This window comes from Bombella apis, assembly GCF_018221685.1.
GTDB lineage: Bacteria > Pseudomonadota > Alphaproteobacteria > Acetobacterales > Acetobacteraceae > Bombella > Bombella apis.
The window spans coordinates 175,793-195,049 of sequence record NZ_JAGJTM010000004.1 but is presented as its reverse complement, the minus strand read 5'-3'; the positions used below and the strand labels follow the sequence as shown (position 1 = coordinate 195,049).

18 protein-coding genes are annotated in these 19,257 nt (G+C 59.0%); 13 read left to right on the top strand and 5 right to left on the bottom strand.

Features of this window, described 5'->3' with window-relative positions; translation table 11 throughout:
* Positions 1 to 668 precede the first annotated feature (668 nt).
* Complete coding sequence (locus J8Z04_RS04080) at positions 669 to 1,583, bottom strand: alpha/beta hydrolase (RefSeq protein WP_192848574.1); 915 nt, start codon at positions 1,581 to 1,583, stop codon at positions 669 to 671.
* Between the two features lie 222 nt (positions 1,584 to 1,805).
* Between J8Z04_RS04080 and phoU the strand changes: the two genes are divergently transcribed.
* The 7 genes from phoU to J8Z04_RS04045 all read left to right on the top strand — a co-directional run bounded on the left by phoU (position 1,806) and on the right by J8Z04_RS04045 (position 8,639).
* Entirely contained in the window at positions 1,806 to 2,534 is a 729-nt protein-coding gene (gene phoU / locus J8Z04_RS04075) for a phosphate signaling complex protein PhoU (protein WP_232086390.1), read from the top strand.
* On the top strand, positions 2,531 to 3,262 hold the full coding sequence (locus J8Z04_RS04070; protein ID WP_086431730.1) for a response regulator: 732 nt from the start codon (positions 2,531 to 2,533) through the stop codon (positions 3,260 to 3,262). The genes phoU and J8Z04_RS04070 overlap by 4 nt, the downstream gene beginning before the upstream one ends.
* An 8-nt stretch (positions 3,263 to 3,270) precedes the next feature.
* Positions 3,271 to 4,530, top strand: coding sequence for an ATP-binding protein (locus tag J8Z04_RS04065; protein ID WP_192848573.1), 1,260 nt, complete (start codon positions 3,271 to 3,273; stop codon positions 4,528 to 4,530).
* A 92-nt stretch (positions 4,531 to 4,622) separates the two neighbouring features.
* The gene (locus J8Z04_RS04060) at positions 4,623 to 5,444 is read left to right on the top strand and encodes an alpha/beta fold hydrolase (protein WP_192848572.1); all 822 of its coding nucleotides are present in this window, start codon (positions 4,623 to 4,625) and stop codon (positions 5,442 to 5,444) included.
* Positions 5,441 to 6,298 (top strand): sugar phosphate isomerase/epimerase family protein, encoded by an 858-nt coding sequence (locus tag J8Z04_RS04055; protein ID WP_192848571.1) that lies wholly within the window; start codon positions 5,441 to 5,443, stop codon positions 6,296 to 6,298. Before J8Z04_RS04060 ends, J8Z04_RS04055 begins: the two co-directional genes overlap by 4 nt.
* A 192-nt stretch (positions 6,299 to 6,490) precedes the next feature.
* Complete coding sequence (locus J8Z04_RS04050; protein WP_043558632.1) at positions 6,491 to 7,867, top strand: L-serine ammonia-lyase; 1,377 nt, start codon at positions 6,491 to 6,493, stop codon at positions 7,865 to 7,867.
* 88 nt (positions 7,868 to 7,955) lie between these two features.
* Positions 7,956 to 8,639: a hypothetical protein gene (locus J8Z04_RS04045; protein WP_192848570.1), complete on the top strand. Its 684-nt coding sequence runs from the start codon at positions 7,956 to 7,958 to the stop codon at positions 8,637 to 8,639.
* Here J8Z04_RS04045 and alkB read toward each other — a convergent pair.
* Complete coding sequence (gene alkB / locus J8Z04_RS04040) at positions 8,608 to 9,282, bottom strand: DNA oxidative demethylase AlkB (RefSeq protein WP_086431728.1); 675 nt, start codon at positions 9,280 to 9,282, stop codon at positions 8,608 to 8,610. The two genes, J8Z04_RS04045 and alkB, sit on opposite strands and share 32 nt — an antisense overlap.
* Before the next feature lie 21 nt (positions 9,283 to 9,303).
* The gene (locus J8Z04_RS04035; RefSeq protein WP_043558639.1) at positions 9,304 to 9,600 is read right to left on the bottom strand and encodes a putative quinol monooxygenase; all 297 of its coding nucleotides are present in this window, start codon (positions 9,598 to 9,600) and stop codon (positions 9,304 to 9,306) included.
* A gap of 196 nt (positions 9,601 to 9,796) precedes the next feature.
* Here J8Z04_RS04035 and ybaK point away from each other — a divergent pair, with 196 nt between their 5' ends.
* The 6 genes from ybaK (at position 9,797) to J8Z04_RS04005 (ending at position 17,090) form a co-directional block, all read left to right on the top strand.
* Positions 9,797 to 10,279, top strand: coding sequence for a Cys-tRNA(Pro) deacylase (ybaK, locus tag J8Z04_RS04030; RefSeq protein WP_192848569.1), 483 nt, complete (start codon positions 9,797 to 9,799; stop codon positions 10,277 to 10,279).
* 154 nt (positions 10,280 to 10,433) lie between these two features.
* On the top strand, positions 10,434 to 10,889 hold the full coding sequence (locus tag J8Z04_RS04025; protein WP_043558645.1) for a hypothetical protein: 456 nt from the start codon (positions 10,434 to 10,436) through the stop codon (positions 10,887 to 10,889).
* A 153-nt stretch (positions 10,890 to 11,042) separates the two neighbouring features.
* Positions 11,043 to 14,357: an efflux RND transporter permease subunit gene (locus J8Z04_RS04020; RefSeq protein ID WP_192848568.1), complete on the top strand. Its 3,315-nt coding sequence runs from the start codon at positions 11,043 to 11,045 to the stop codon at positions 14,355 to 14,357.
* Positions 14,358 to 14,469: 112 nt separating this feature from the next.
* A complete protein-coding gene (gene petA / locus J8Z04_RS04015; RefSeq protein WP_086431725.1) occupies positions 14,470 to 15,141 on the top strand; it encodes a ubiquinol-cytochrome c reductase iron-sulfur subunit in 672 nt (223 codons plus the stop codon).
* Positions 15,142 to 15,156: 15 nt separating this feature from the next.
* The gene (locus tag J8Z04_RS04010) at positions 15,157 to 16,350 is read left to right on the top strand and encodes a cytochrome b (protein ID WP_154980925.1); all 1,194 of its coding nucleotides are present in this window, start codon (positions 15,157 to 15,159) and stop codon (positions 16,348 to 16,350) included.
* Positions 16,347 to 17,090, top strand: coding sequence for a cytochrome c1 (locus J8Z04_RS04005; RefSeq protein WP_192848567.1), 744 nt, complete (start codon positions 16,347 to 16,349; stop codon positions 17,088 to 17,090). The genes J8Z04_RS04010 and J8Z04_RS04005 overlap by 4 nt, the downstream gene beginning before the upstream one ends.
* A gap of 109 nt (positions 17,091 to 17,199) precedes the next feature.
* Here J8Z04_RS04005 and J8Z04_RS04000 read toward each other — a convergent pair whose 3' ends face one another.
* Both J8Z04_RS04000 and J8Z04_RS03995 read right to left on the bottom strand, forming a co-directional pair.
* Complete coding sequence (locus J8Z04_RS04000) at positions 17,200 to 17,898, bottom strand: DUF6998 domain-containing protein (protein WP_192848566.1); 699 nt, start codon at positions 17,896 to 17,898, stop codon at positions 17,200 to 17,202.
* A gap of 252 nt (positions 17,899 to 18,150) precedes the next feature.
* Positions 18,151 to 19,200 (bottom strand): NADP(H)-dependent aldo-keto reductase, encoded by a 1,050-nt coding sequence (locus J8Z04_RS03995; RefSeq protein WP_192848565.1) that lies wholly within the window; start codon positions 19,198 to 19,200, stop codon positions 18,151 to 18,153.
* Positions 19,201 to 19,257: the final 57 nt, after the last annotated feature.

Below are 19,257 nucleotides of genomic sequence, written 5' to 3'. Positions count from 1 at the left end.
GTCAAGTCTCCACACACTTTCTATTAAGGAGTTGGAAGCCCCATATGCGTCTTCCGAGGTCATAAATCCATATTCACGAAGTATAGTCAACAGAAAAATGATAAATTCCTCCCGTTTAACTTTAGAATAACTTTAAGTACACAATTTATTTCATAATTTTACTTTGTATTTTTTTTAACATTTTGATAATATTTTTATATTTATATACATTTTATTTTAATAATTAAAATTAAAATGCAAAATTTAAAGTTAAATTATGAAAAATTTTGCTAAAATTCCTTAGAACATCCAATAAACAGACCCGCATCACACCCTACAATTAATGAATTTTAATCTATATGACTGTTCATAAACGCTCATGAAAAAGATGAAGAAACAGCAGACCATTGTCATGCTCTCCTCTTCAACACCCCAAAAGTCTCCACATACAGTCTTCTGAACCATCGGCCCGAAGCGATTCAGTCTCTCCTGACGCCAGCTGGTCAATGTTGCCAACAGCCACCCGAATCCTGCACGGGGGCCACTACGGACAAAAATCATACGATTCCCGATGAGGCTGCCGGCCCCCGTGAAGAAAGCAACGCCATTCCCTCCCCACAGATAACGGCAGCACAAATTCGAAACCCTGCGCAGGAATGTCACCAGCCCCAACGGGACGGTATGGCTGTTCACAGGAACCCCTGCCGTCTCATCCAGAATTCGGCCAGAATGGGCCACTGCCCTGTTGATCCATTCCTGCGCCCCAGACCAAAGCCATGACCCCCAGTTGCAAAACGGTGGTCTTCACAAGGTCGCCCATGACGCTGATAGGCCTGCAACAGCAACGTCTCCTGCTCAGGTGACACGATCGGGTCATCCAGCGCATGAGCCATGAACAAAGGCGGCGCATCATCCCGGACATGCGATGGCAGAGACCAGCGGACAGCCCGTTCCACTGTCGGATTATCCCCCAGACACACCCGACTGGTACGACTCCCGGTAAAAGGAGGCGCAACACTGACAACCGGATAAAGCAGCATCAGCAGGGCCGGTGGCGCATCATGGTCCTGCAAAGCTGTCAGACCCAGCAGGTGCCCCCCGGCAGAAAAACCCATGAAACCCACACGCCGCACATTACCACTTCCACCAACCTGCCCGGACCGTAACAGATGCAGGGCCTGTCTGGCATCCGCCAGTGGGGCCTCCATGCCTTCAGCCCATCCCTCGCCTGGCAGACGATACAGAAGAATGGCAACAGTCACACCCAACGAGACCAGCCACCGGGCCGCAGGCAAGGCTTCATGCCCTACGGCAATATGCCCATAACCACCACCTGCTGCGATGATGACAGCCGATCCATTCGGATGGACGGGCCGCATGACATGCAGACCCGGCACATGAATACCGTAAACACGCCCTCCCCGCGCAACACGGGGCTGCTCCATGGTACCAACCTCCGGCCAGAGAGGATAAAAGCCAGACTCATCATGCAGCATGGCCTTCACAGGGCATGTCCCTCGGGCCAGACCACGCCTGCCCCCTCCCGCAGAGACCGCCAGGGAAAGAGCGGAACAGCCTTGCAGAAACTGGCAGCGGGTGCTCATCTATCGGCCTCTTTTCCTTCTGACGACGACACGGAAACCCTACCTGCACCCCCCACCGTGCGGAAACATGAAATATTCATGACATCTCCGTAAAAGAGAGCTGAAACCTCTCCTGAACCCGGCAAAAACCCTACTCTTCCGCCGCTTGTGCCCCAATTGGCGGTGCTGTTTCCGCTCCCCGTGAATTACGGTAGGTTAGCCCGCCTGAAAGGGGACAGACACATGATGCGCCAGAAGCAGCATATCGTGCAGCGTTATGAAGATGAGCTGCTCCATTTACGGTCCCTGATGGAGCAGATGGGGGGACTGGTAGAGCATCAGCTCTCCCTCATCCTTGCAGGCATTGCCGAGAATGATGGCCGGACAGCCCTTCAGGCAGCACGGCAGGATGATGAAGTGGATGCACTGGAACAAAAGGTGGAAACACTCGCCATCCGTCTGCTGGCCCTGCGCAGCCCCATGGCGGCAGATCTGCGGGAGATCGTCGCCTGCATCCCCATGGCTGGCGCCCTGGAACGCATGGGCGATTATGCCAGCTCCATCGCCCGGCGTCTCAGCCAGATGGAACAGCCCCTTCCCCGCCCCGCCCGCCTCGCCCTGAGCGAAATGGGACGGCTGGTGCTGGAGCATCTCCGCCGCATCATGGATGCCCTGGCCCACAAGGATGCCAATGCCGCCCATGCCATCTGGGCCGCCGACCAGCTCGTGGACAAATACTGTGAAGCCATGACGGCAGATTCCCTGGAACAGATGACCCGTCATCCCCATACCATCCGCCTCCATATCTCCCTGCTTTTCATCATCAGGAATCTGGAACGGATCGGCGACCACACCACCAACATGGCCGAACGTGTGGTCTTCATGGTCACGGGGGCTACGTTGCCCCCGACCCGCCCGCATGGCCATGACAGCCAGCCACTCCCACCCGGACAGGAGTCCCCCAGCCCATGAAACCCCCTGCCAGCCCCCAGAAAGGCTCTGTTCTTGTCGTGGAGGATGAACCCACCCTGCGGGTCCTTCTGGAACACAGCCTGAGGCAGCGGGGCTATCAGGTCAGCACCGTCATGGATGGCGAACAGGCACTGGCCTTCCTCGAAACAGAACGACCGGACGTCGCCCTGCTGGACTGGATGATGCCCGGTCTCTCCGGGCTGGAACTCTGCCGCATCATCCGGCAGAAACCGGGGCTGAAGGACCTGCCCGTCCTCTTCCTCACGGCCCGGACGGACGAGCAGGATGTCATCGCCGGGCTGGACAACGGCGCTGATGACTATCTGACCAAACCATGCAGTACCGACAGGCTGGATGCCCGCCTGCGGGCCCTGCTTCGCCGCACACGCCCCGTACAGGACATCGTGACATTCGGCCCCCTTACGCTGGAACCGGAGAATCATCAGGTCAAACGGGCCGGGCGTCCCATCGCCCTGGGGCCAACCGAATACCGCCTGCTGGAACTCTTCATCCACCATCCCCGCAAGGTCTTCTCCCGGGAAACCCTGCTGGAACGTCTGTGGGGCCCCAACGTCCATGTGGAGATACGCACGGTGGACGTTCATATCCGCCGCCTCCGCAAGGCGCTGAATGAAACGGGGGAAGCCGACCTCATCAGGACCGTACGGGCCGCCGGTTATGCGCTGGATGATGGCACCATCAGCCAGCACGGCCCATCCTCCGGCTGATCCGCCTCATGGCCTCTCCGCTCCTGCCAGAGATCATCACGGCAATCTGTGCCTGCCTTGCCCTGACGGGCTGGGCCATGGTCTGGCACCTGTCCCGGCGCCCCCACGGCACCACCCGCCCCGACAGCCCCAGACCATCTGCCCCACCCCCGGGCAGCGTTCTGCCCTTCCATGAGGCCACCCTGCTGGTAGATACCATCCCGGGCATGGCCCTCATTCTCGGCTCCGTCGGACAGATCATGGCCTGCAACGAGGCGGCACGGACCCATTATGGCAACAGCCTCGGGGCGCTCCTTCGCCACCCCACGGCACACAGCACCCTGCATAGCGCCCTTCATGCTCCCCCAATGGATGATGGCCTTCCTGCACCCTGTTCAACCACCATCAGGCTGGATGTCCCCGTAAAATGCTCCGTCCATCTCGCCATGCGCAGACTGCCCGGTGCAGCAGGACGGAACAGCCTTGTCCTCGTCCTGCTGCATGACCGCAGTCTCATTCAGGCTGTAGACCGCATGAGAGCCGACTTCGTGGCCCACGCCAGCCACGAGCTCCGCACACCTCTGGCCTCCCTCACCGGCTTCATCGACCTGATGAAAGAGGGAGGCGACCAGACCGATCAGACATCCCGCACCCTGTATCTGGAGATCATGAGCCAGCAGGCAACACGGATGCAGCGGCTGATCGACCGGCTGCTCTATCTGTCCCAGCTTGAGATGAAAGGCCACCACCACCCCCGGGAAGAGCTGGAAGCAGAAGAACTGTTCGCCCTTGTGCTGGGCGAAGTCACCCCACGTTTCCAGCACGACAGCCGCAGGCTGACCGTAACGCAGGAAGACAGCCTGACCCTGCTGGCCAACCGGGATGAAATGGTGCAGGTTCTCCTCAATCTCATCGAAAATGCCATCCGGTACGGCACAATGCCGGAACGGACCCTGCACGTCCGCCTTCACGCCAGACGGGCCACCCCGGCCGAAGGACCGACCTCCTCCCTGCCGGGACTCCTGATCACGGTGGAAGATAACGGCCCTGGCATTGCCGCCCACCATCTCCCCCGCCTTACAGAACGCTTCTACCGCATCACGCCGCCATCCGACTCCAGCCATGCGGAGGCCGGACAGGGTACGGGGCTGGGGCTGGCCATCGTCCGACAGATTCTGGAGAGACATGGTGGGCAACTGCACTTCACCAGCACGGTTGGGCAGGGAACAACCTGCCACGTCTGGCTCCCGGCCGCCCCACTCCCACAGGACCAGACAGCAGGAAAATGACAGCCCCCCTTGCAGACGGACGCTGGCCAGCCCCAAGTTGGAAGACAAGGCAGCAACCGCCTGCACAGGCCCATGAAACAGGGAGACCCTGCGTGCCCTACATCACCACCAGCGACCATGTGAAACTGCATTACGAGGATCACGGCCAGGGACGCCCCCTGGTCATGATCCATGGCTGGACCTTTTCCAGCCGCTTCTTCCACCGCAATGTCGGGTCATTCGCAAAACAGTATCGTGTCATCACGCTGGACCTGCGAGGGCATGGTGAATCCGGGAAACCGGACCACGGCTACCGTATCGCCCGTCTGGCAGCAGACCTCCGGGACCTGCTGGAAGCACTGGAGATTGAAGACGCCACCGTGCTGGGCTGGTCCATCGGCTCCCCCATCATATGGTCCTATCTGGAGCTGTTCGGCCGGCACCGGCTCCGCAGCGCCATCTTCGTGCAGCAGACACCAAAGCAGTTCTTCGCCCCGGACTGGAAGCTGGGCCACGCCACCTGCTACGATGGGGCCGGGCTGACCTTCCTCCAGCAGCAGCTGGTTTTCAACCGGTCCGCTTTCGACAGGCAGAACCTCTCGGACTGCCTCAGCACCAGTCTTCCCGAAGACGAAAAGGCCATGCTTCTGGAAGAAATGGCCAAATGTCCCAGCCAGGCAGCCTCTCTCATGATGGCCGACCACACGACCCAGGACTGGCGAGACGTCCTGCCCCATCTTGACCTGCCCTGCCTGATGATGATTGCCGGCAAAGACAAGGTTCTTCCGGCTGCGGGGCCCCGCTGGGTCGCCGAGCACATGCCGCACTGTCAGGCCGTGGAGTTTGAAAACAGCTCCCACATGGTCTTTCTCGATGAGACGGAAAAATTCAATCAGACGGTTCTCACCTTCATGAAAGAAGGAGCAGCAGCATGAGTGGTTTCCCCTTCGCCTTCGGAATGAACGAATTCACAACCCAGCCATGGCCCTTTGAGGAAGACATCCAGCGCTATGCCGCCTTGGGCGTGGAGACAGTTGAGCTGTGTGAAAGCAAGCTGGATCCGCAGCGGGTGGACGAACAGATGGCGCTGCTGAAAACAAGCGGCCTGAAGGTCAGCTCCTTCCAGCCTGCCGTCCGTACCTTTGGGGCCAGCAAAATGATGCCCTACCCCCAGGAGCCTGGGCGCCGCCTTGCCCGGCTGGAAGAAAGCATGCGCCGTTACGCTCCCTACACCCAGGGGGTGCCGTTTGTCGTCAATACCGGGGCCCCTGAGAATGGCGATGTTCTAGGGTGCATCACCCGCACGATTGATGCCCTGCGCCGCCTCTGCCCTCTGGCAGCGGAACTGGGCATCACCCTCTCACTGGAGCCACTGAACCCGACCTCCATCAATTACGAGACGGCCATCTGGACCATCGATCAGGCTCTGGACATCATCAAGACCGTGGACCATCCCGCTCTGGGGCTGTGTCTGGATTACTGGAACATCTGGCAGCAGCCAGAGGCCTGTGCCGCCATCCACCGTGCAGGGGCACTCATCAATGTCGTACAGATAAGCGACTGGCGCACGCCACGTTCCGCCGCAGACAGGCGCATACCCGGCAAAGGATGCATCCCCCTCCATGAGCTTCTCCACGCCACATGGGATGCCGGATTCCGGGGCGCCTGTGCCGTGGAGATTTTCTCTTCCGACGTGCCGGACAGCCTCTATGAAGGCGACCTCTCTGCCCTGATCACCCAGTGCCGGGCCGCACTGGAGCATATCTGGACCCATCCCGGCGCCGGATGAGCCTGCCATCAAGGCCATGGAAAGACCCTCCTGCCGTGACCCTGTGTGCATGGCAGGCACCCCGGACAGTTTCCTTCATAACAGCGTCTGATATTTATTTCATAATCAGAATAATTTATTTTTTAAGGCTTATCTCCGGCACAATTCTATCCCATAAAGATGGAGTGTCTTACGCAATGAGGGTCCGTTTCCATGCTCAGCCTGTTTGACCTGTTCAAGATCGGGATCGGTCCCTCATCGTCCCATACGGTCGGCCCCATGCGGGCGGCACAACGCTTTGCCGATGTCCTGGCGGACCTGCCTGACGGCCCGCTGGAAAAAAGTCCGGCCCGCATTGTCGTCACCCTTTATGGCTCCCTGGCCCTGACAGCCGAAGGACACGGCACCATAAAGGCCGTCCTGCTTGGCCTTGCTGGCGAAACACCGGAACATGTCGACCCTGACGCAGCAAAAAAGCTGGTCCAGCACATTGAAAGCACGCATCTGCTGAACCTCAATGGCACGAGCTTTTCCTTTGATTATCAGACCGACATCTGCCTGGACACGGCCACCATCCCGCCCATCCATCCCAACACCATGCAGTTTGAAGCCTTCGGGCGGGATGGCACGCTGATAACCCGCCAGCGTTTCTGCTCCGTTGGCGGGGGATTCATTACACCAGAGGAACAGGCACGGACGATGTCCTACTCCCTGCCGGATGTCCCCTTCCCTTTCCGCAGTGGTGCAGACCTCCTCGCCCACACAAAACGACAGAACACCGATATTGCCAGCATCATGATGGCCAACGAGACCGCCACCCGCCCTCTCTGGGACGTGGAACGCGGCATGGACAGGATTGCCGACACGATGCTGGCCTGTATTGAAGCCGGGCTGCACAATACAGACACCCTGCCCGGTCCCCTGAAAGTCCAGCGACGGGCGGCCAAACTGTATGCACGCCTCCAGGCCAAGACCAATGCTGCCCCGTCCCCCCATGGCGTGATGAACTGGATCAGCCTCTTCGCCATTGCCGTCAACGAGGAAAATGCTGCTGGTGGACGGGTCGTGACCGCCCCCACGAATGGCGCTGCGGGCGTCATCCCGGCTGTCATGCGCTATTATCGGGACTTCTGCCCCGAATATACGACCAACGGGCTGCGGACCTTCCTCCTGACAGCAGCAGCCATTGGCGGGCTGTTCAAGCTCAATGCCTCCATTTCCGGGGCGGAAGTAGGCTGCCAGGGCGAGGTCGGCGTGGCGTCATCCATGGCAGCAGCAGGGCTGACGGCCGCCCTGGGTGGTACGCCGGAACAGTGCGAACATGCTGCGGAAATCGCCATGGAACACCATCTGGGCATGACATGCGACCCGGTGGCCGGGCTTGTGCAGATCCCCTGCATCGAGAGAAACGCCTTTGGAGCCGTCAAGGCCATCAATGCTTCATCTCTGGCCATGAGTGATGACAGCGGGGCGCATTATGTCTCGCTGGACCATGTCATCAAGACCATGGCCGAAACCGGACGTGACATGAACCACCGTTACAAGGAAACCGCCCTGGGCGGTCTGGCTGTCAACGTCCCGGCCTGCTGATGGTTGCTGGAACCGCTTGCCTGAACACACCACAGCTCATACGATATCGTGAGTCCTTTTTCTCCCCGTGCTGCGGTATCCTTGCCTCATGACACTCCATCACATGCCCGCTCTTCTGCTTGCCGCCACCATGATGGCGGTCGTGTCCACCGCCCGGGCAGAGCCGGGTGATCCTCTCCCTGTGGACAAGCGCCCTGCAGCACCGGCTCTTCTCATTCCCACCCTTCCCTGCCAGACGCTGGCCAGTACACCTCTCACCTATGCCTCCACAGGCAGTGACGACTCGCTGCATGTCCGTGTGCAGTGCAGCATGGAAAAAGGGCAGGACGATCTCTGGCGGGCCAAGGCGTGCCGATACGACTCCAGATGGAACGGATTTTACATGCCCCGCCATCATGGCGCCCGCCCCTACCGGGAGGCCGTAGCTGCCTACATGGGCCATGCCTGTTTCTCCGACAGCCAGCTGACGCCCTATTTCTCGGATGAGCAGACCGACCAGCCTGATGCCGTGTCCAGTGAAGACGCCTGGTCATCCCGTCTCATCGTTCCATGGCGGGGGACCCAGCCTGCCCATGGCATCAGCCGGGCACAGGATGAAACAGTCGGGAATGTCTTCCTGCACAACCGGGCCGTCACGGTAAAGCTGAGCTTTACACACGTGCCCCCCGTAACGGCAGAAGAAAACAACATGGACAAGGCCGCCCATTCTCCCCGGCGGTTCCAGCCTGCAACAAGCCTCATCAATCTGGATAATGTAGCCCCGTCCCGCTGAAGGGGCGGTCCACCACCCGGAAGGTAAGGTTGTACCGACAGTCCAGCCCGGCGACGGCTGGTGCGGCCCGTATCGGTGCCACACCATGAAAATGACATCGGCTTGGGCCACCCCAGACCACCACATCCCCATGATGCAGCGGCACCTTGCGGCAGGGGGAACCCCGCAGGGCACCACCCCACAGGAACAGGGCTGAAAGCCCCAGCGAGACCGAAACGACGGGGGCCTGCATGGTACGTTCGTCACGATCCTGATGCAGCCCCATTCCCGCTCCGACGGCATACCGATTGACAAGCCCGCATTGTGGGACAAACCCCTCGTAACCTGCCGCCCGTGCAGCACGCCCTGCCATATCTGCAAAAAGGGCAGGCATGGCCGGCCAGGGCTGGCCCGTCAGCGGGTCGGTCTGCATGTAACGGTAGCCCTGCCCGTCACTCACCCAACCATATGGACCACAGGCCGTCATGCCCGCTGCCATCACCCCTCCACCAGCCGTCCTGTAATGACGGAAAGGAGCCTTCTGGCTGATGGATTCCACAGCCTGAAGCAGCACCTGCGCCTCCGCACGGGCAAAGCCACCCAGCAGAACCGCCCCGGGCGACAGGACAAGCTGCTCCCGGGTCTCCGGGAAAAGATCATCCATCAAGGGCCAGTCACTCCCCTCTCATTGCCGATGAAAGAACCGTATCTGCCTCGTGACAATCTTCAGATCCTGCAACGCTCTGGAAAAAACGGCAAAATGCGGAGCAGCCTCATGCGCCCGGAAGGCAGCCCGGCTCTCATACACCTCGTGCAGCACAACAAGCATGGGATCATCCTCACTGCACTGAATGGTAAATTCCAGACAGCCTGGCTCATCAGCCCTGGAACGGGCCGCATCATGACGGCAGACCTCAAGGAATGCCTCCAGAGTATCTTCTCTGGCCTCGAATTCTGCCAGAACGACAAGTGGTCCGCACATGGAACGTCTCCTGCATGACGGATGGATGAAGACCGACCCACCCTTCTGGCAGAATGGCCCGCAACCGAACCAGACGCAACCATCCCGGCCGTGAGGCCAAGGCAGGGCTGTATCATGACGGCTTGCCAGACGAAGAGTCGCAAGGTTTTCTGACTGGAGCCTCATCCACCCCTGCATATCCAACAGGAGACACCCCATGACAGACAGGCAGGATACCGCCGCCACCCGGTTTTTCGACAGTGCCGCCATTTCATACAGGACATGCCGCTACGACTATGCCCCACAGAAAGGCCATATCGGCGAGCAGGCCGCCAGCGCCATTGGGGCAAAGCCTTCCGCCGTCTTCAAAACCCTTGCCGTCAAGATCGACAGGAAGCAGCCCGCTTTTGCAGTCATCCCGGTGGACAGACGGGTCAACTTCAAGGCACTGGCAGCGGCTCTGGGTGGCCGGAATGCCAAGATGATGCAGCCCGATGAGGCCCATGACCGCACGGGATTCGTCTCGGGTGGAACAACGCCTTTCGGCTCCCGTGAAACCCTGCCCACCGTCATCGACCGCAGCGCACAGAAACACAGGACAATCTGGATCAATGCCGGGGACCGGGGATTTCTGGCCTGCCTGACACCCCAGGATGTGCAGATGGTGACGCAGGGGATTTTTGCCAGCATTGCCGAATGACCGGTCTTCACCCCCCACAGACATGACCATTTCATAACAGTGATTTCACTAACATTTTATCACCCTGCTCCTGTATCTTCCCATGCGGACAGCCCCACATGAAAGAGGCTGGACAGGCAGGCAGCCTGACAGAACTGGTACAAGGAAACGCAAGATGATCCATGTCTCCGGACTACTGATGAAGCGGGCAGCCGCAGGCCTTGCTCTGGCAGCTCTGGCCTGCGGTCTGGCCATCACGCCAGCCGAGGCACACCATCACCACAGTTTCGGCCACAGCTTCGCCCGGGGGCTTGGCTTCGGCGTAGGGTCCGGTGTGGGGTACAACGTGGTTGACCGTGTCTTCAACGGCTATGGCGGAGGCGGCTATTACGATGGTGGCTACGCCATGCCCTACATGGCCCCGAGCTATGCCCCGCCGCCACCGCCACCACAGAGCACGAATGTCATCGTCATCCAGCAGCCTGCGGCTCCTCCGCCTGTACCCGGCTACCCCTACCCCGTGCCCGGCTACACCCATTTTCAGCCCGGTCAGGGATATGTCGCCCAGACGACCACATACGTACAGGGCTATGGCTATGTTCCGGCACAGCCCCAGCCCGTGACACCCTGAGCAGGCCGAACGAAAGGGGATTATTTTAACCTTTTCCTAACAAAATGGTATTACTTGAATAACCAGTAAAAACTGGTTGATTTGAGTAGGATAATATCTCTATGGAGGCACAGGTTCTGCAATAAAACGATAAGAAAGAGTTAATAGTCAGGGATGGTCTTCTGTCGTCTTTTCATTGACCGCCCCGTGGCGACAACACTTCTGGCACTCGCCATCTTTCTGTCCGGCATGATTGCCCTGCCTTTCCTGCCCATTTCCACCATGCCGGACATGACGGCGACCTCCATCATGGTGATCGCCAACCAGCCGGGGTCGGACCCGCAGCAGATGGCCACCTCCGTCTCCACTCCACTGGAGCGGCGGCTGGCGACCATTGCAGACATCCAGACGCTGGAATCCGTCACGACCAGAGGGCAGACGTCCATCTTTCTGGATTTTTCCTCATCCCGCAACATCAATGGCGCCCTGCGGGATGTGCAGGCAGCCCTCCATGCCGCCCGAAGCGACCTGCCCACCAGCACGCTGGAAGCAGACCCGCAGGCCTTCAAGCTGGATGGCGACAAACCGATCTATCTGCTCCATCTGACATCAGACCAGCTCCCCAGGGCACAGCTTTATGACCTCGCCACCATAAGGGTCCGCCCCATACTGGCACAGATAGCCGGTGTGGGGCGTGTCGAGCTGTTCGGGGCCTCCAACCCGGCTGTCCGGGTCGAACTGAACCCCTATCCTCTCTACCGCTGGGGGCTGAACCCCGAGGATGTCCGGGCGGCGCTGGCCTCGGCCAATGCCTTCACGCCAAAGGGCTTCATCACGTCGGGCAACCAGCGCATCCAGCTCCAGACGAATGACCAGGCTACCGAGGCCGCCCATTACAGGGACCTCATCGTGGCCTACCGCAACGGGAAAAATCCCATCTACCTCAAAGACATCGCCACCGTACGGGATGACGTGCAGGACGTGTACCAAAACAGTACACTGAACGGGAAAACAGCCATCACAATCGCTGTCATCCCTCAGCCACACGCCAATGCGGTGGAGATTGTCAACGACATCGTCAGGCGTCTTCCCCGGCTCCAGCAGGCCCTGCCTGCCAGTGCGGAACTCCGCACCGGCCTGGACCTGTCCCTGACCATCCGGGCCTCGCTGGCAGATGCCAAACAGACACTGGTCATTTCCATCTTTCTGGTTGTGCTGGTCATTGCCCTCTTCTTCCGCCACATGGCCAGCACGCTCATCCCGGCCATCACCATCCCTGTCGCTCTCTCGGGGACGCTGACAGCCATGGCGTGGTTCAATTTCTCGCTGAACATCCTTTCCCTCATGGCTCTGACCATTGCAGTCGGGTTTGTCATTGATGATGCCATTGTCGTGCTGGAGAACATTGCCCGCCACATGGAAAACGGGATGAACCGCTATCAGGCCAGCATCGTCGGCACCTCCGAGATCGCCTTCACCATCATCTCCATCAGCCTGTCCCTCATCGCCGTTTTCATCCCGCTGCTCTGCATCCCCGGTACGCTTGGTTCGGCCCTTCATGAATTTGCGCTGACAATGGCTGCGACCATTGCCATCTCCATGGTCCTGTCCCTGACCCTGACGCCCATGCTCTGCGCCCATTTCCTGACGATAGAACCAGCAGGCAGCACGCCGGCCATTCCCGAAAGGCCCCGCTATTCTCCCCTGGCAGACCCTGTCTCCTGGCTTCTCTATGGTGCCATGAGGACTGTCCGTGCCGTGGAAACGGGACTTTACCACCTGACGTCGCTCTATGACCGTTCAATGCACTGGAGCCTCCGCCACCCCATCATCATCGGGCTGACCCTGCCGGGAAGCTTCCTGCTCATGGTCGGCATCATCATTCTCATGCCCAAGACGGCCATACCCTCCATGGACCTTGCCATTCTTCAGGGCAGCATCAATGGCGAACCAAGCCTCTCCTTCAAGGCCCTGACACGCCGGATGCATCAGGTGGAAAGCATCATCCAGAAAGACCCGGCCGTGCAGACCGTCGTGACCTTCAACCGCACGAGCCATACGGGGCGCATCTTCGTCACGCTCAAGGCCAAGAGCATGCGTGACAGCATCCCCGTCATCCTGGCCCGGCTGCGCAAGGCCATTCCCCAGCAGGCCGGGGCGGAGGCCTTTTTCTGGGCTCTGAACAATGGCCGCCAGGGAGGGGGCGACAGCAACACCACGGGCAATTACCGTTATGTTCTCCAGAGCGACAGCAACGGCCCCCTTTACGCCACCATGCCTCCCCTGCTGGCCCAGCTGCGGGCCAGCGGGAAGTTCCGCAACCTCTCCACCGATGCAGAGGATCTGAGCTTTTTTGCCAATGTCCTCATCCACCGTGACCTGGAAGCCCGCTACAACATCACGCCCCAGCTCGTGCAGAATGCGCTCTTCGATGCCTACGGGCAGAGCATCGTCTCCACCATCCACCTTCCCCTGACCAATCACCGGGTGGTCATGGTGGTGGCGGAACCGTTCCGGGAATATTCCAACACACTGCACCATCTCTGGCTGTCCACCTCGGCTGGTACGGCAGCAGGGGGCATTGCCTCCAACCTCATCCGGGTCAGGACCAAAGGCACGCTCAGTACCCAGGCCTCCCTCTCCCGGGATTCCGTCACCAACTCCCTGGCCAACAAGCTCTCGGGCAACAGCTCGAACGGGGCCGCCGTCTCCTCATCCCAGGAAACGATGATCCCGCTGGACAATGTTGCCAGCATTGTCAAAACGCCCATGCCGCTCAGCATCACCCACCATAATGGCTATTATGCCACGACACTCTCCTTCGATCTGGCCGAAGGCACCAGCTATGATGATGCCATCTCGCTGATACACAGGGCACTGGTGAACCTTCATGCTTCAGACAGCATTCATGGGGAGTTCACGGGGACAACCGGAGAAACGACGGACCTCATGCTCAATGCCCTGCTGGCCTTCCTGGCCGCCATCACCATCATGTACATTGCCCTCGGCGTTCTCTACGAAAGTCTCCTCCACCCCATCACCATCCTTTCCACCCTGCCGTCCGCTGGCGTGGGGGGCGTGCTGGGGCTATGGGCCTCCGGTGAGCAGTTCAGTCTTGTGGCCATCATCGGCGTCATCCTGCTGACGGGCCTCGTGAAGAAGAATGCCATCCTGGTGATCGACTTTGCCCTGCACATCCACCACCATCATCCAGGCATGACAGCCGAGGAGACCATCCGCCATGCCTCTGTCACCCGCTTCCGCCCCATCCTTATGACAACACTGGCCGCAGCCCTCGGCGGTATCCCGCTGCTGATGAGCCAGGGGTATGGCTGCGAACTGCGCCGCCCTCTGGGCGTGGCCATTCTGGGCGGCATGGCCATCAGCCAGCTGCTCACCTTCTACACCACACCAGCTGTCTATCTGCTGATGGAAAAGCTGAAACACCGCAGTCTGTCCCTGATGAGGCGGGTCCGGGCCGCCCTGTAAGCCTGCCCCTTATGAACCAGACAGGAAAAAACGGTCAGCCGGCCCCTCCACGGGCCAATTGCACCGCGCTGCGGCTCTTTCTATAAAAAGGGCCTGAGGAGAACGCCCGCCCATGACCCGGAACCATGATGCCAGCACGGCCCATCCATCCCTTGATGAAGAGTCCCTCCTGCCCCGCCCGACACGCCGCACGGTCCTGACGGCTGGGTCCGTGGCGCTGGGAGGGGCCGGGGCCTGTACGCTGGCCGCACCCTTTCTGGACAGTCTCCGCCGCACCCGGGCAAGCTCTGCTGCCAGCACACAGGAAGAAACGGTCCTGGATATTTCCGTACAGGACCTGGAACCCGGTGCGCACAAGATCGTCGTCTGGCAGGGGATGCCCGTTGCCATCCAGCGCCGCACACCAGAGATGATCCGTGCGCTGGAGGACCCCGCCCTGCTCGCCCAGCTGCTGGACCCGCAATCCCGCATCCGGCAGCAGCCCCGTGAGGCTGAAAATGCCCACCGGTCCCTCCGGCCCGACTATGGCGTGTATGTCACCATCTGCACCCATCTGGGCTGCGTACCGGACTATCAGAACATCACCAGCCTGCCCGCCTCTGGCGGATTCTTCTGCCCCTGCCATGGGTCGCAGTTTGATGGAGCTGGCCGGGTCCTTCGCAACATGCCCGCCCCCTACAATCTCCCGGTTCCCCCACTCCATTTCGTGGATGACCATACAATCAGGCTGGGAGAAAGCCTTCTCTCACCCCATTACGGCATGAACAGCATCCAGCAGCTCTGAGGGACGGTCCACACGATGAACGACAACACACACCCGACCAGAAGCTGGCTCGACTCCCGCCTGCCCTTCCTGCGGCCTTTCTGCCAGCACATGACCCGCTTCCCCATGCCGCCGGTCAATCTGCTCTGGACACTTGGTGCCTGTCTGATGGTTGCTTTCGGGCTGATGGTCGTAAGCGGTCTGTTCCTCTCCCTGCATTACCAACCCGATCTCGCCCAGGCTTTCGACAGTGTGGAAGCCATGGAACGGCGGGTCCCCTCCGGCTGGCTCATCCGCAGCATCCATACAGGCGGGGTCAGCCTGCTCTTTGCTGCGCTCTATCTCCATGTCGGCCGAGGCCTCTGGTACGGGTCTTACAAGGCCCCACGGGAACTTGTCTGGCTCTCCGGCCTGTTCCTGATGCTTCTGTTCATGACGACCGCCTTTGCAGGTTATGTCCTGCCATGGGGGCAGATGTCCTATTGGGGGGCCACCGTCATCACCCATGCCGTGGAGGCCATACCCGGCATCGGTCACGGGCTGCTCGTCTATCTTCTGGGAGAAGACACGCTGGGCGGTGTGGCCCTGCACCGCTTCTTCATCCTGCATTTCACCCTTGGCTTCATCATCGCTGCGGTGGTCGGGCTCCATATACTCTGCCTGCATGGTACAGGCTCCAGCAACCCCACGCTGGACAGCCCCCACCCGGACCGCACGACCCGCCCCTTTGCTCCATTTTATGTGGTGAAGGACTGTCTGGCCGTCTGCGTGTTTCTGGCCCTGTTTGCCGGGCTGATCTTTTTCCTGCCGGGGCTGCTGGGCAAACTGGACAACATCATCCCAGCCAATCCCCTCAAAACACCGACAGACATCACACCGGAATGGTATCTGGCCCCGTGGTTTGCCATGCTGCGGGCTGTCCCTTCCCGTCTGGGCGGGCTGATTGCAGCAGCCACCAGCCTGCTTGTCCTCTTCATCCTGCCCTGGCTGGACCAGTCCCCCCGCCATAACGCCACCTACCGCCCGCTGGCCCGGATGGGGCTGGGACTGTTCTTCATCGCCTTCATCATCCTCATTCTGGCAGGAATGAACAGAGCTACCCCCCTCTGGGTCTGGCTCAGCCGGGGCGCCATGCTGGTCTGGTTCCTCACCTTTCTGGGGCTGCTCCCTCTGGCAGCCTACAGGGAACGGCAAGCCAGTGACGCCTCCACACAGGGAGATGCACCATGATGCGTTCATGCCTCCGCCCAACGGGCATGGTCTTTCTGGCCGCCCTGTCCCTGGCCCATCTCCCCGCCACGGCCAGAGCGGATGACCCTGCCCCAACACAGGCCCCTGCCGCTGCGCAGGTGGCGGCCCCTGCGGCAGTCCCGCCAACCACCATGCGCCCGGAAGAACGGGGGCTGATGATCTTCCAGCAGGTATGCAGCTCCTGCCACAGCATGGAGCGTGCCCATTATGGGGACATGATTGACCTCCAGCCCTCCGTCACGGCCCTGCAACACTGGGCACAGCAGCGTCATGCCGGGCTGGAAAGCCCCATCGCCTCCCCCTATCCCAGTGTGGCTGTAGGCAAGGCCAATAATGGCGGGGACTATCCACCGGACCTCTCCCACATTGCCCGCACCATCCGGGGCGGCCCGGACTATATCCGCCAGATGCTGGCAGGTTACCGCCCCGTTCCGCCCGGCGTCACCCTGGCACCGAATACCTATTACAACCCCATCGCCCTGACGCATCATCACAGGTTCAAGATGCGCCCCCCACTGCATGAGGGCATGATCGCCTTCCCGGACGGTACACAGGCCACCATTCCCCAGATGGCCAGCGACGTGACGGCCTTTCTCCAGTGGGCTGATGATTCCCACCGCAGCACCCGCCATTTCATCGGCACGGCCGTCCTGCTCTATCTCGCCCTGCTGGGCGGAATACTGCTTGCGCTCTGGCGACTGCTGAAAAAAGAAGCCTGAAACGGAAAAGCCCCGCCGGAAACTTTCCAGGCGGGGTTTTCACCTGCAACAGGCCCAGCCAAAAGAAACTGTCTGCTCCATTTTTACAATCCAGACCGAATCACAAGGCTTATGATTCATTCAATTCATTAATCGTATCAATAATTTTTGAACCAAGCTGACGGGTTGGCAAAGACCGTCCATTTTCCCTGACAATACTCATGCCAATCTTCTTTGCGATGTCTCTCAAAGCAGGTTTCACAACTCTTACAGGAACACCATTTTCTTTAACCTGAATGCTCCCACTCTCATATTTCACAACTTCATATGGACCATAAACCACCTGCTTCACAGGCTTCTGCTGCTCCAATGGAACCACCTTCCTCTTACCAGGAAGACTATATTTATATTTCCCTCCCTGCTCCTTACAGAGAGATAAAAACTTCGAAGCCTCCTCATCAATAATTTCTTCTATTGAAACATCATCAACTGAAATATTATCTCCCTCAGAGAGGTCATCTCCATAATTTATACGAAGAACTACAACTCTATGAACTTGATCAAAAGTATTTTTATTCAATATAACACTTTTACTTGTAGTTACAGTCTTGACTGAAATCTGTTCACCGGTTGCCGATACGACATCATAACCTTTTTGATTGACTGCAAGAGCCATCTGCCCGCAGGTTCTCATGGCTACATAAAGCTCACCAATACGCCCTATCAGATGATTCAACTCGCCAGGCTCTACACCCCACTGAAGTTCACTTTCCAACCATGTAAGAGCATTACCCAATGAACGGATGATCTGTGTTTGGGAGAGAGACATTATACATTCCTTCAAAGTTCTACATGACAAGGCAATTTTAAATAAAAAGTTAAATTAAAAATATCTAAAAAAAAACACGACAGCACCACAAATATTGCATATCTGCTTCATGTACCTGTCAGGCATATAAACCACCATAACGAGCATATCCCTCCGCAACAGGCCATGCCTTTATGACGAAGACATGGTCTGTTGTACGTCACTGAATAGCCTAGTATGTCAGTTTTTGTCATAAGCCATCAGAAAATACTTTCAGGGAGCCGGGTTGGCGTTCAGCTGGTGGATGGCGTTGATCTTCTCTTCCAGCTCCGGCGTGATCTCCACCTGAATGGAGGTCAGAGCCGTCTCAAGCTGTTCCATCGTCGTGGCACCGATGATGTTGGATGTCACGAACGGGCGTGACGTGACGAACGCAATGGCCATCTGGGCGAAATCAAGCCCGGATTCCTTCGCCAGAGCCTGATAGGCCCGGATGGCATCATCCACACCCGGCTTTTCATAACGCTGGCCCCGGTTGAACAGGGTCGTCCGGGCTCCCGGCGGGCGGGCACCATCCAGATATTTGCCGGTCAGATAGCCCTGCGCCAGAGGGGAATAGGCCAGCAGGCCGACATCTTCCCGCAGACCCATCTCGGCCAGACCGATCTCATAGGTCCGGTTCAGCAGATTGTAGGCATTCTGGATGGAAGCAATGCGAGGCTGCTTTTCCTCCCGGGAAACACGCAGGAACTCGGACACGCCCCAAGCGGTCTCATTGGAGAGACCTACATGACGGACCTTGCCTTCCTTCACCAGCTCACCCAGAGCGCCCAGTGTCTCGGCAATCGGTATCTCATCAGCATCGGAGAGCGTGCGGAAGGTCGTGCCGCCCTCACCAAAGATGTTCACCACCCGGTCCGGCCAGTGCAGCTGGTAAAGGTCCAGATAATCAGTGTTCAGCCGCTTCAGGGACTCATCAATGGCATAACGTATCTGTACCGGTGTCAGACGTGGCTTTTCACCATCGGGGCGAAACCAGTCATTCTGGCTGCGTCCAACAACCTTGCTGGCAAGGATGACCTTGTCCCGGTTGCCACGGGCCTTCAGCCAGCTTCCCACGATCCGCTCGGTCGAACCCTGCGTCTCCGCACGCGGTGGAATCGAATAAAGTTCAGCCGTGTCGATGAAATTTACGCCATGTTCAAGCGCCATATCGAGCTGGGCATGACCCTCTGCCTCGGTATTCTGCTGGCCGAACGTCATGGTGCCAAGGCAGAGCTCACTCACCTTCAGGCCAGTCCGTCCCAGTGTTCTGTACTGCATGGGCATTCCTTCCTGTCATGGTCACTATATGGCGGGCATCCTGACATGCCCGTAATG

Coding starts and splice junctions, on each gene's coding strand:
- J8Z04_RS04050 (WP_043558632.1), top strand. CDS start 6,491: ATGCTCAGCCTGTTTGACCTGTTCAAGATCGGGATCGGTCCCTCATCG.
- J8Z04_RS04020 (WP_192848568.1), top strand. CDS start 11,043: ATGGTCTTCTGTCGTCTTTTCATTGACCGCCCCGTGGCGACAACACTT.
- J8Z04_RS04010 (WP_154980925.1), top strand. CDS start 15,157: ATGAACGACAACACACACCCGACCAGAAGCTGGCTCGACTCCCGCCTG.
- J8Z04_RS04005 (WP_192848567.1), top strand. CDS start 16,347: ATGATGCGTTCATGCCTCCGCCCAACGGGCATGGTCTTTCTGGCCGCC.
- J8Z04_RS04025 (WP_043558645.1), top strand. CDS start 10,434: ATGATCCATGTCTCCGGACTACTGATGAAGCGGGCAGCCGCAGGCCTT.
- J8Z04_RS04080 (WP_192848574.1), bottom strand. CDS start 1,583: ATGAGCACCCGCTGCCAGTTTCTGCAAGGCTGTTCCGCTCTTTCCCTG.
- petA (WP_086431725.1), top strand. CDS start 14,470: ATGACCCGGAACCATGATGCCAGCACGGCCCATCCATCCCTTGATGAA.
- J8Z04_RS04045 (WP_192848570.1), top strand. CDS start 7,956: ATGACACTCCATCACATGCCCGCTCTTCTGCTTGCCGCCACCATGATG.
- J8Z04_RS04055 (WP_192848571.1), top strand. CDS start 5,441: ATGAGTGGTTTCCCCTTCGCCTTCGGAATGAACGAATTCACAACCCAG.
- J8Z04_RS04035 (WP_043558639.1), bottom strand. CDS start 9,600: ATGTGCGGACCACTTGTCGTTCTGGCAGAATTCGAGGCCAGAGAAGAT.
- J8Z04_RS04065 (WP_192848573.1), top strand. CDS start 3,271: ATGGCCTCTCCGCTCCTGCCAGAGATCATCACGGCAATCTGTGCCTGC.
- alkB (WP_086431728.1), bottom strand. CDS start 9,282: ATGGATGATCTTTTCCCGGAGACCCGGGAGCAGCTTGTCCTGTCGCCC.
- J8Z04_RS03995 (WP_192848565.1), bottom strand. CDS start 19,200: ATGCAGTACAGAACACTGGGACGGACTGGCCTGAAGGTGAGTGAGCTC.
- ybaK (WP_192848569.1), top strand. CDS start 9,797: ATGACAGACAGGCAGGATACCGCCGCCACCCGGTTTTTCGACAGTGCC.
- phoU (WP_232086390.1), top strand. CDS start 1,806: ATGATGCGCCAGAAGCAGCATATCGTGCAGCGTTATGAAGATGAGCTG.
- J8Z04_RS04000 (WP_192848566.1), bottom strand. CDS start 17,898: ATGTCTCTCTCCCAAACACAGATCATCCGTTCATTGGGTAATGCTCTT.
- J8Z04_RS04070 (WP_086431730.1), top strand. CDS start 2,531: ATGAAACCCCCTGCCAGCCCCCAGAAAGGCTCTGTTCTTGTCGTGGAG.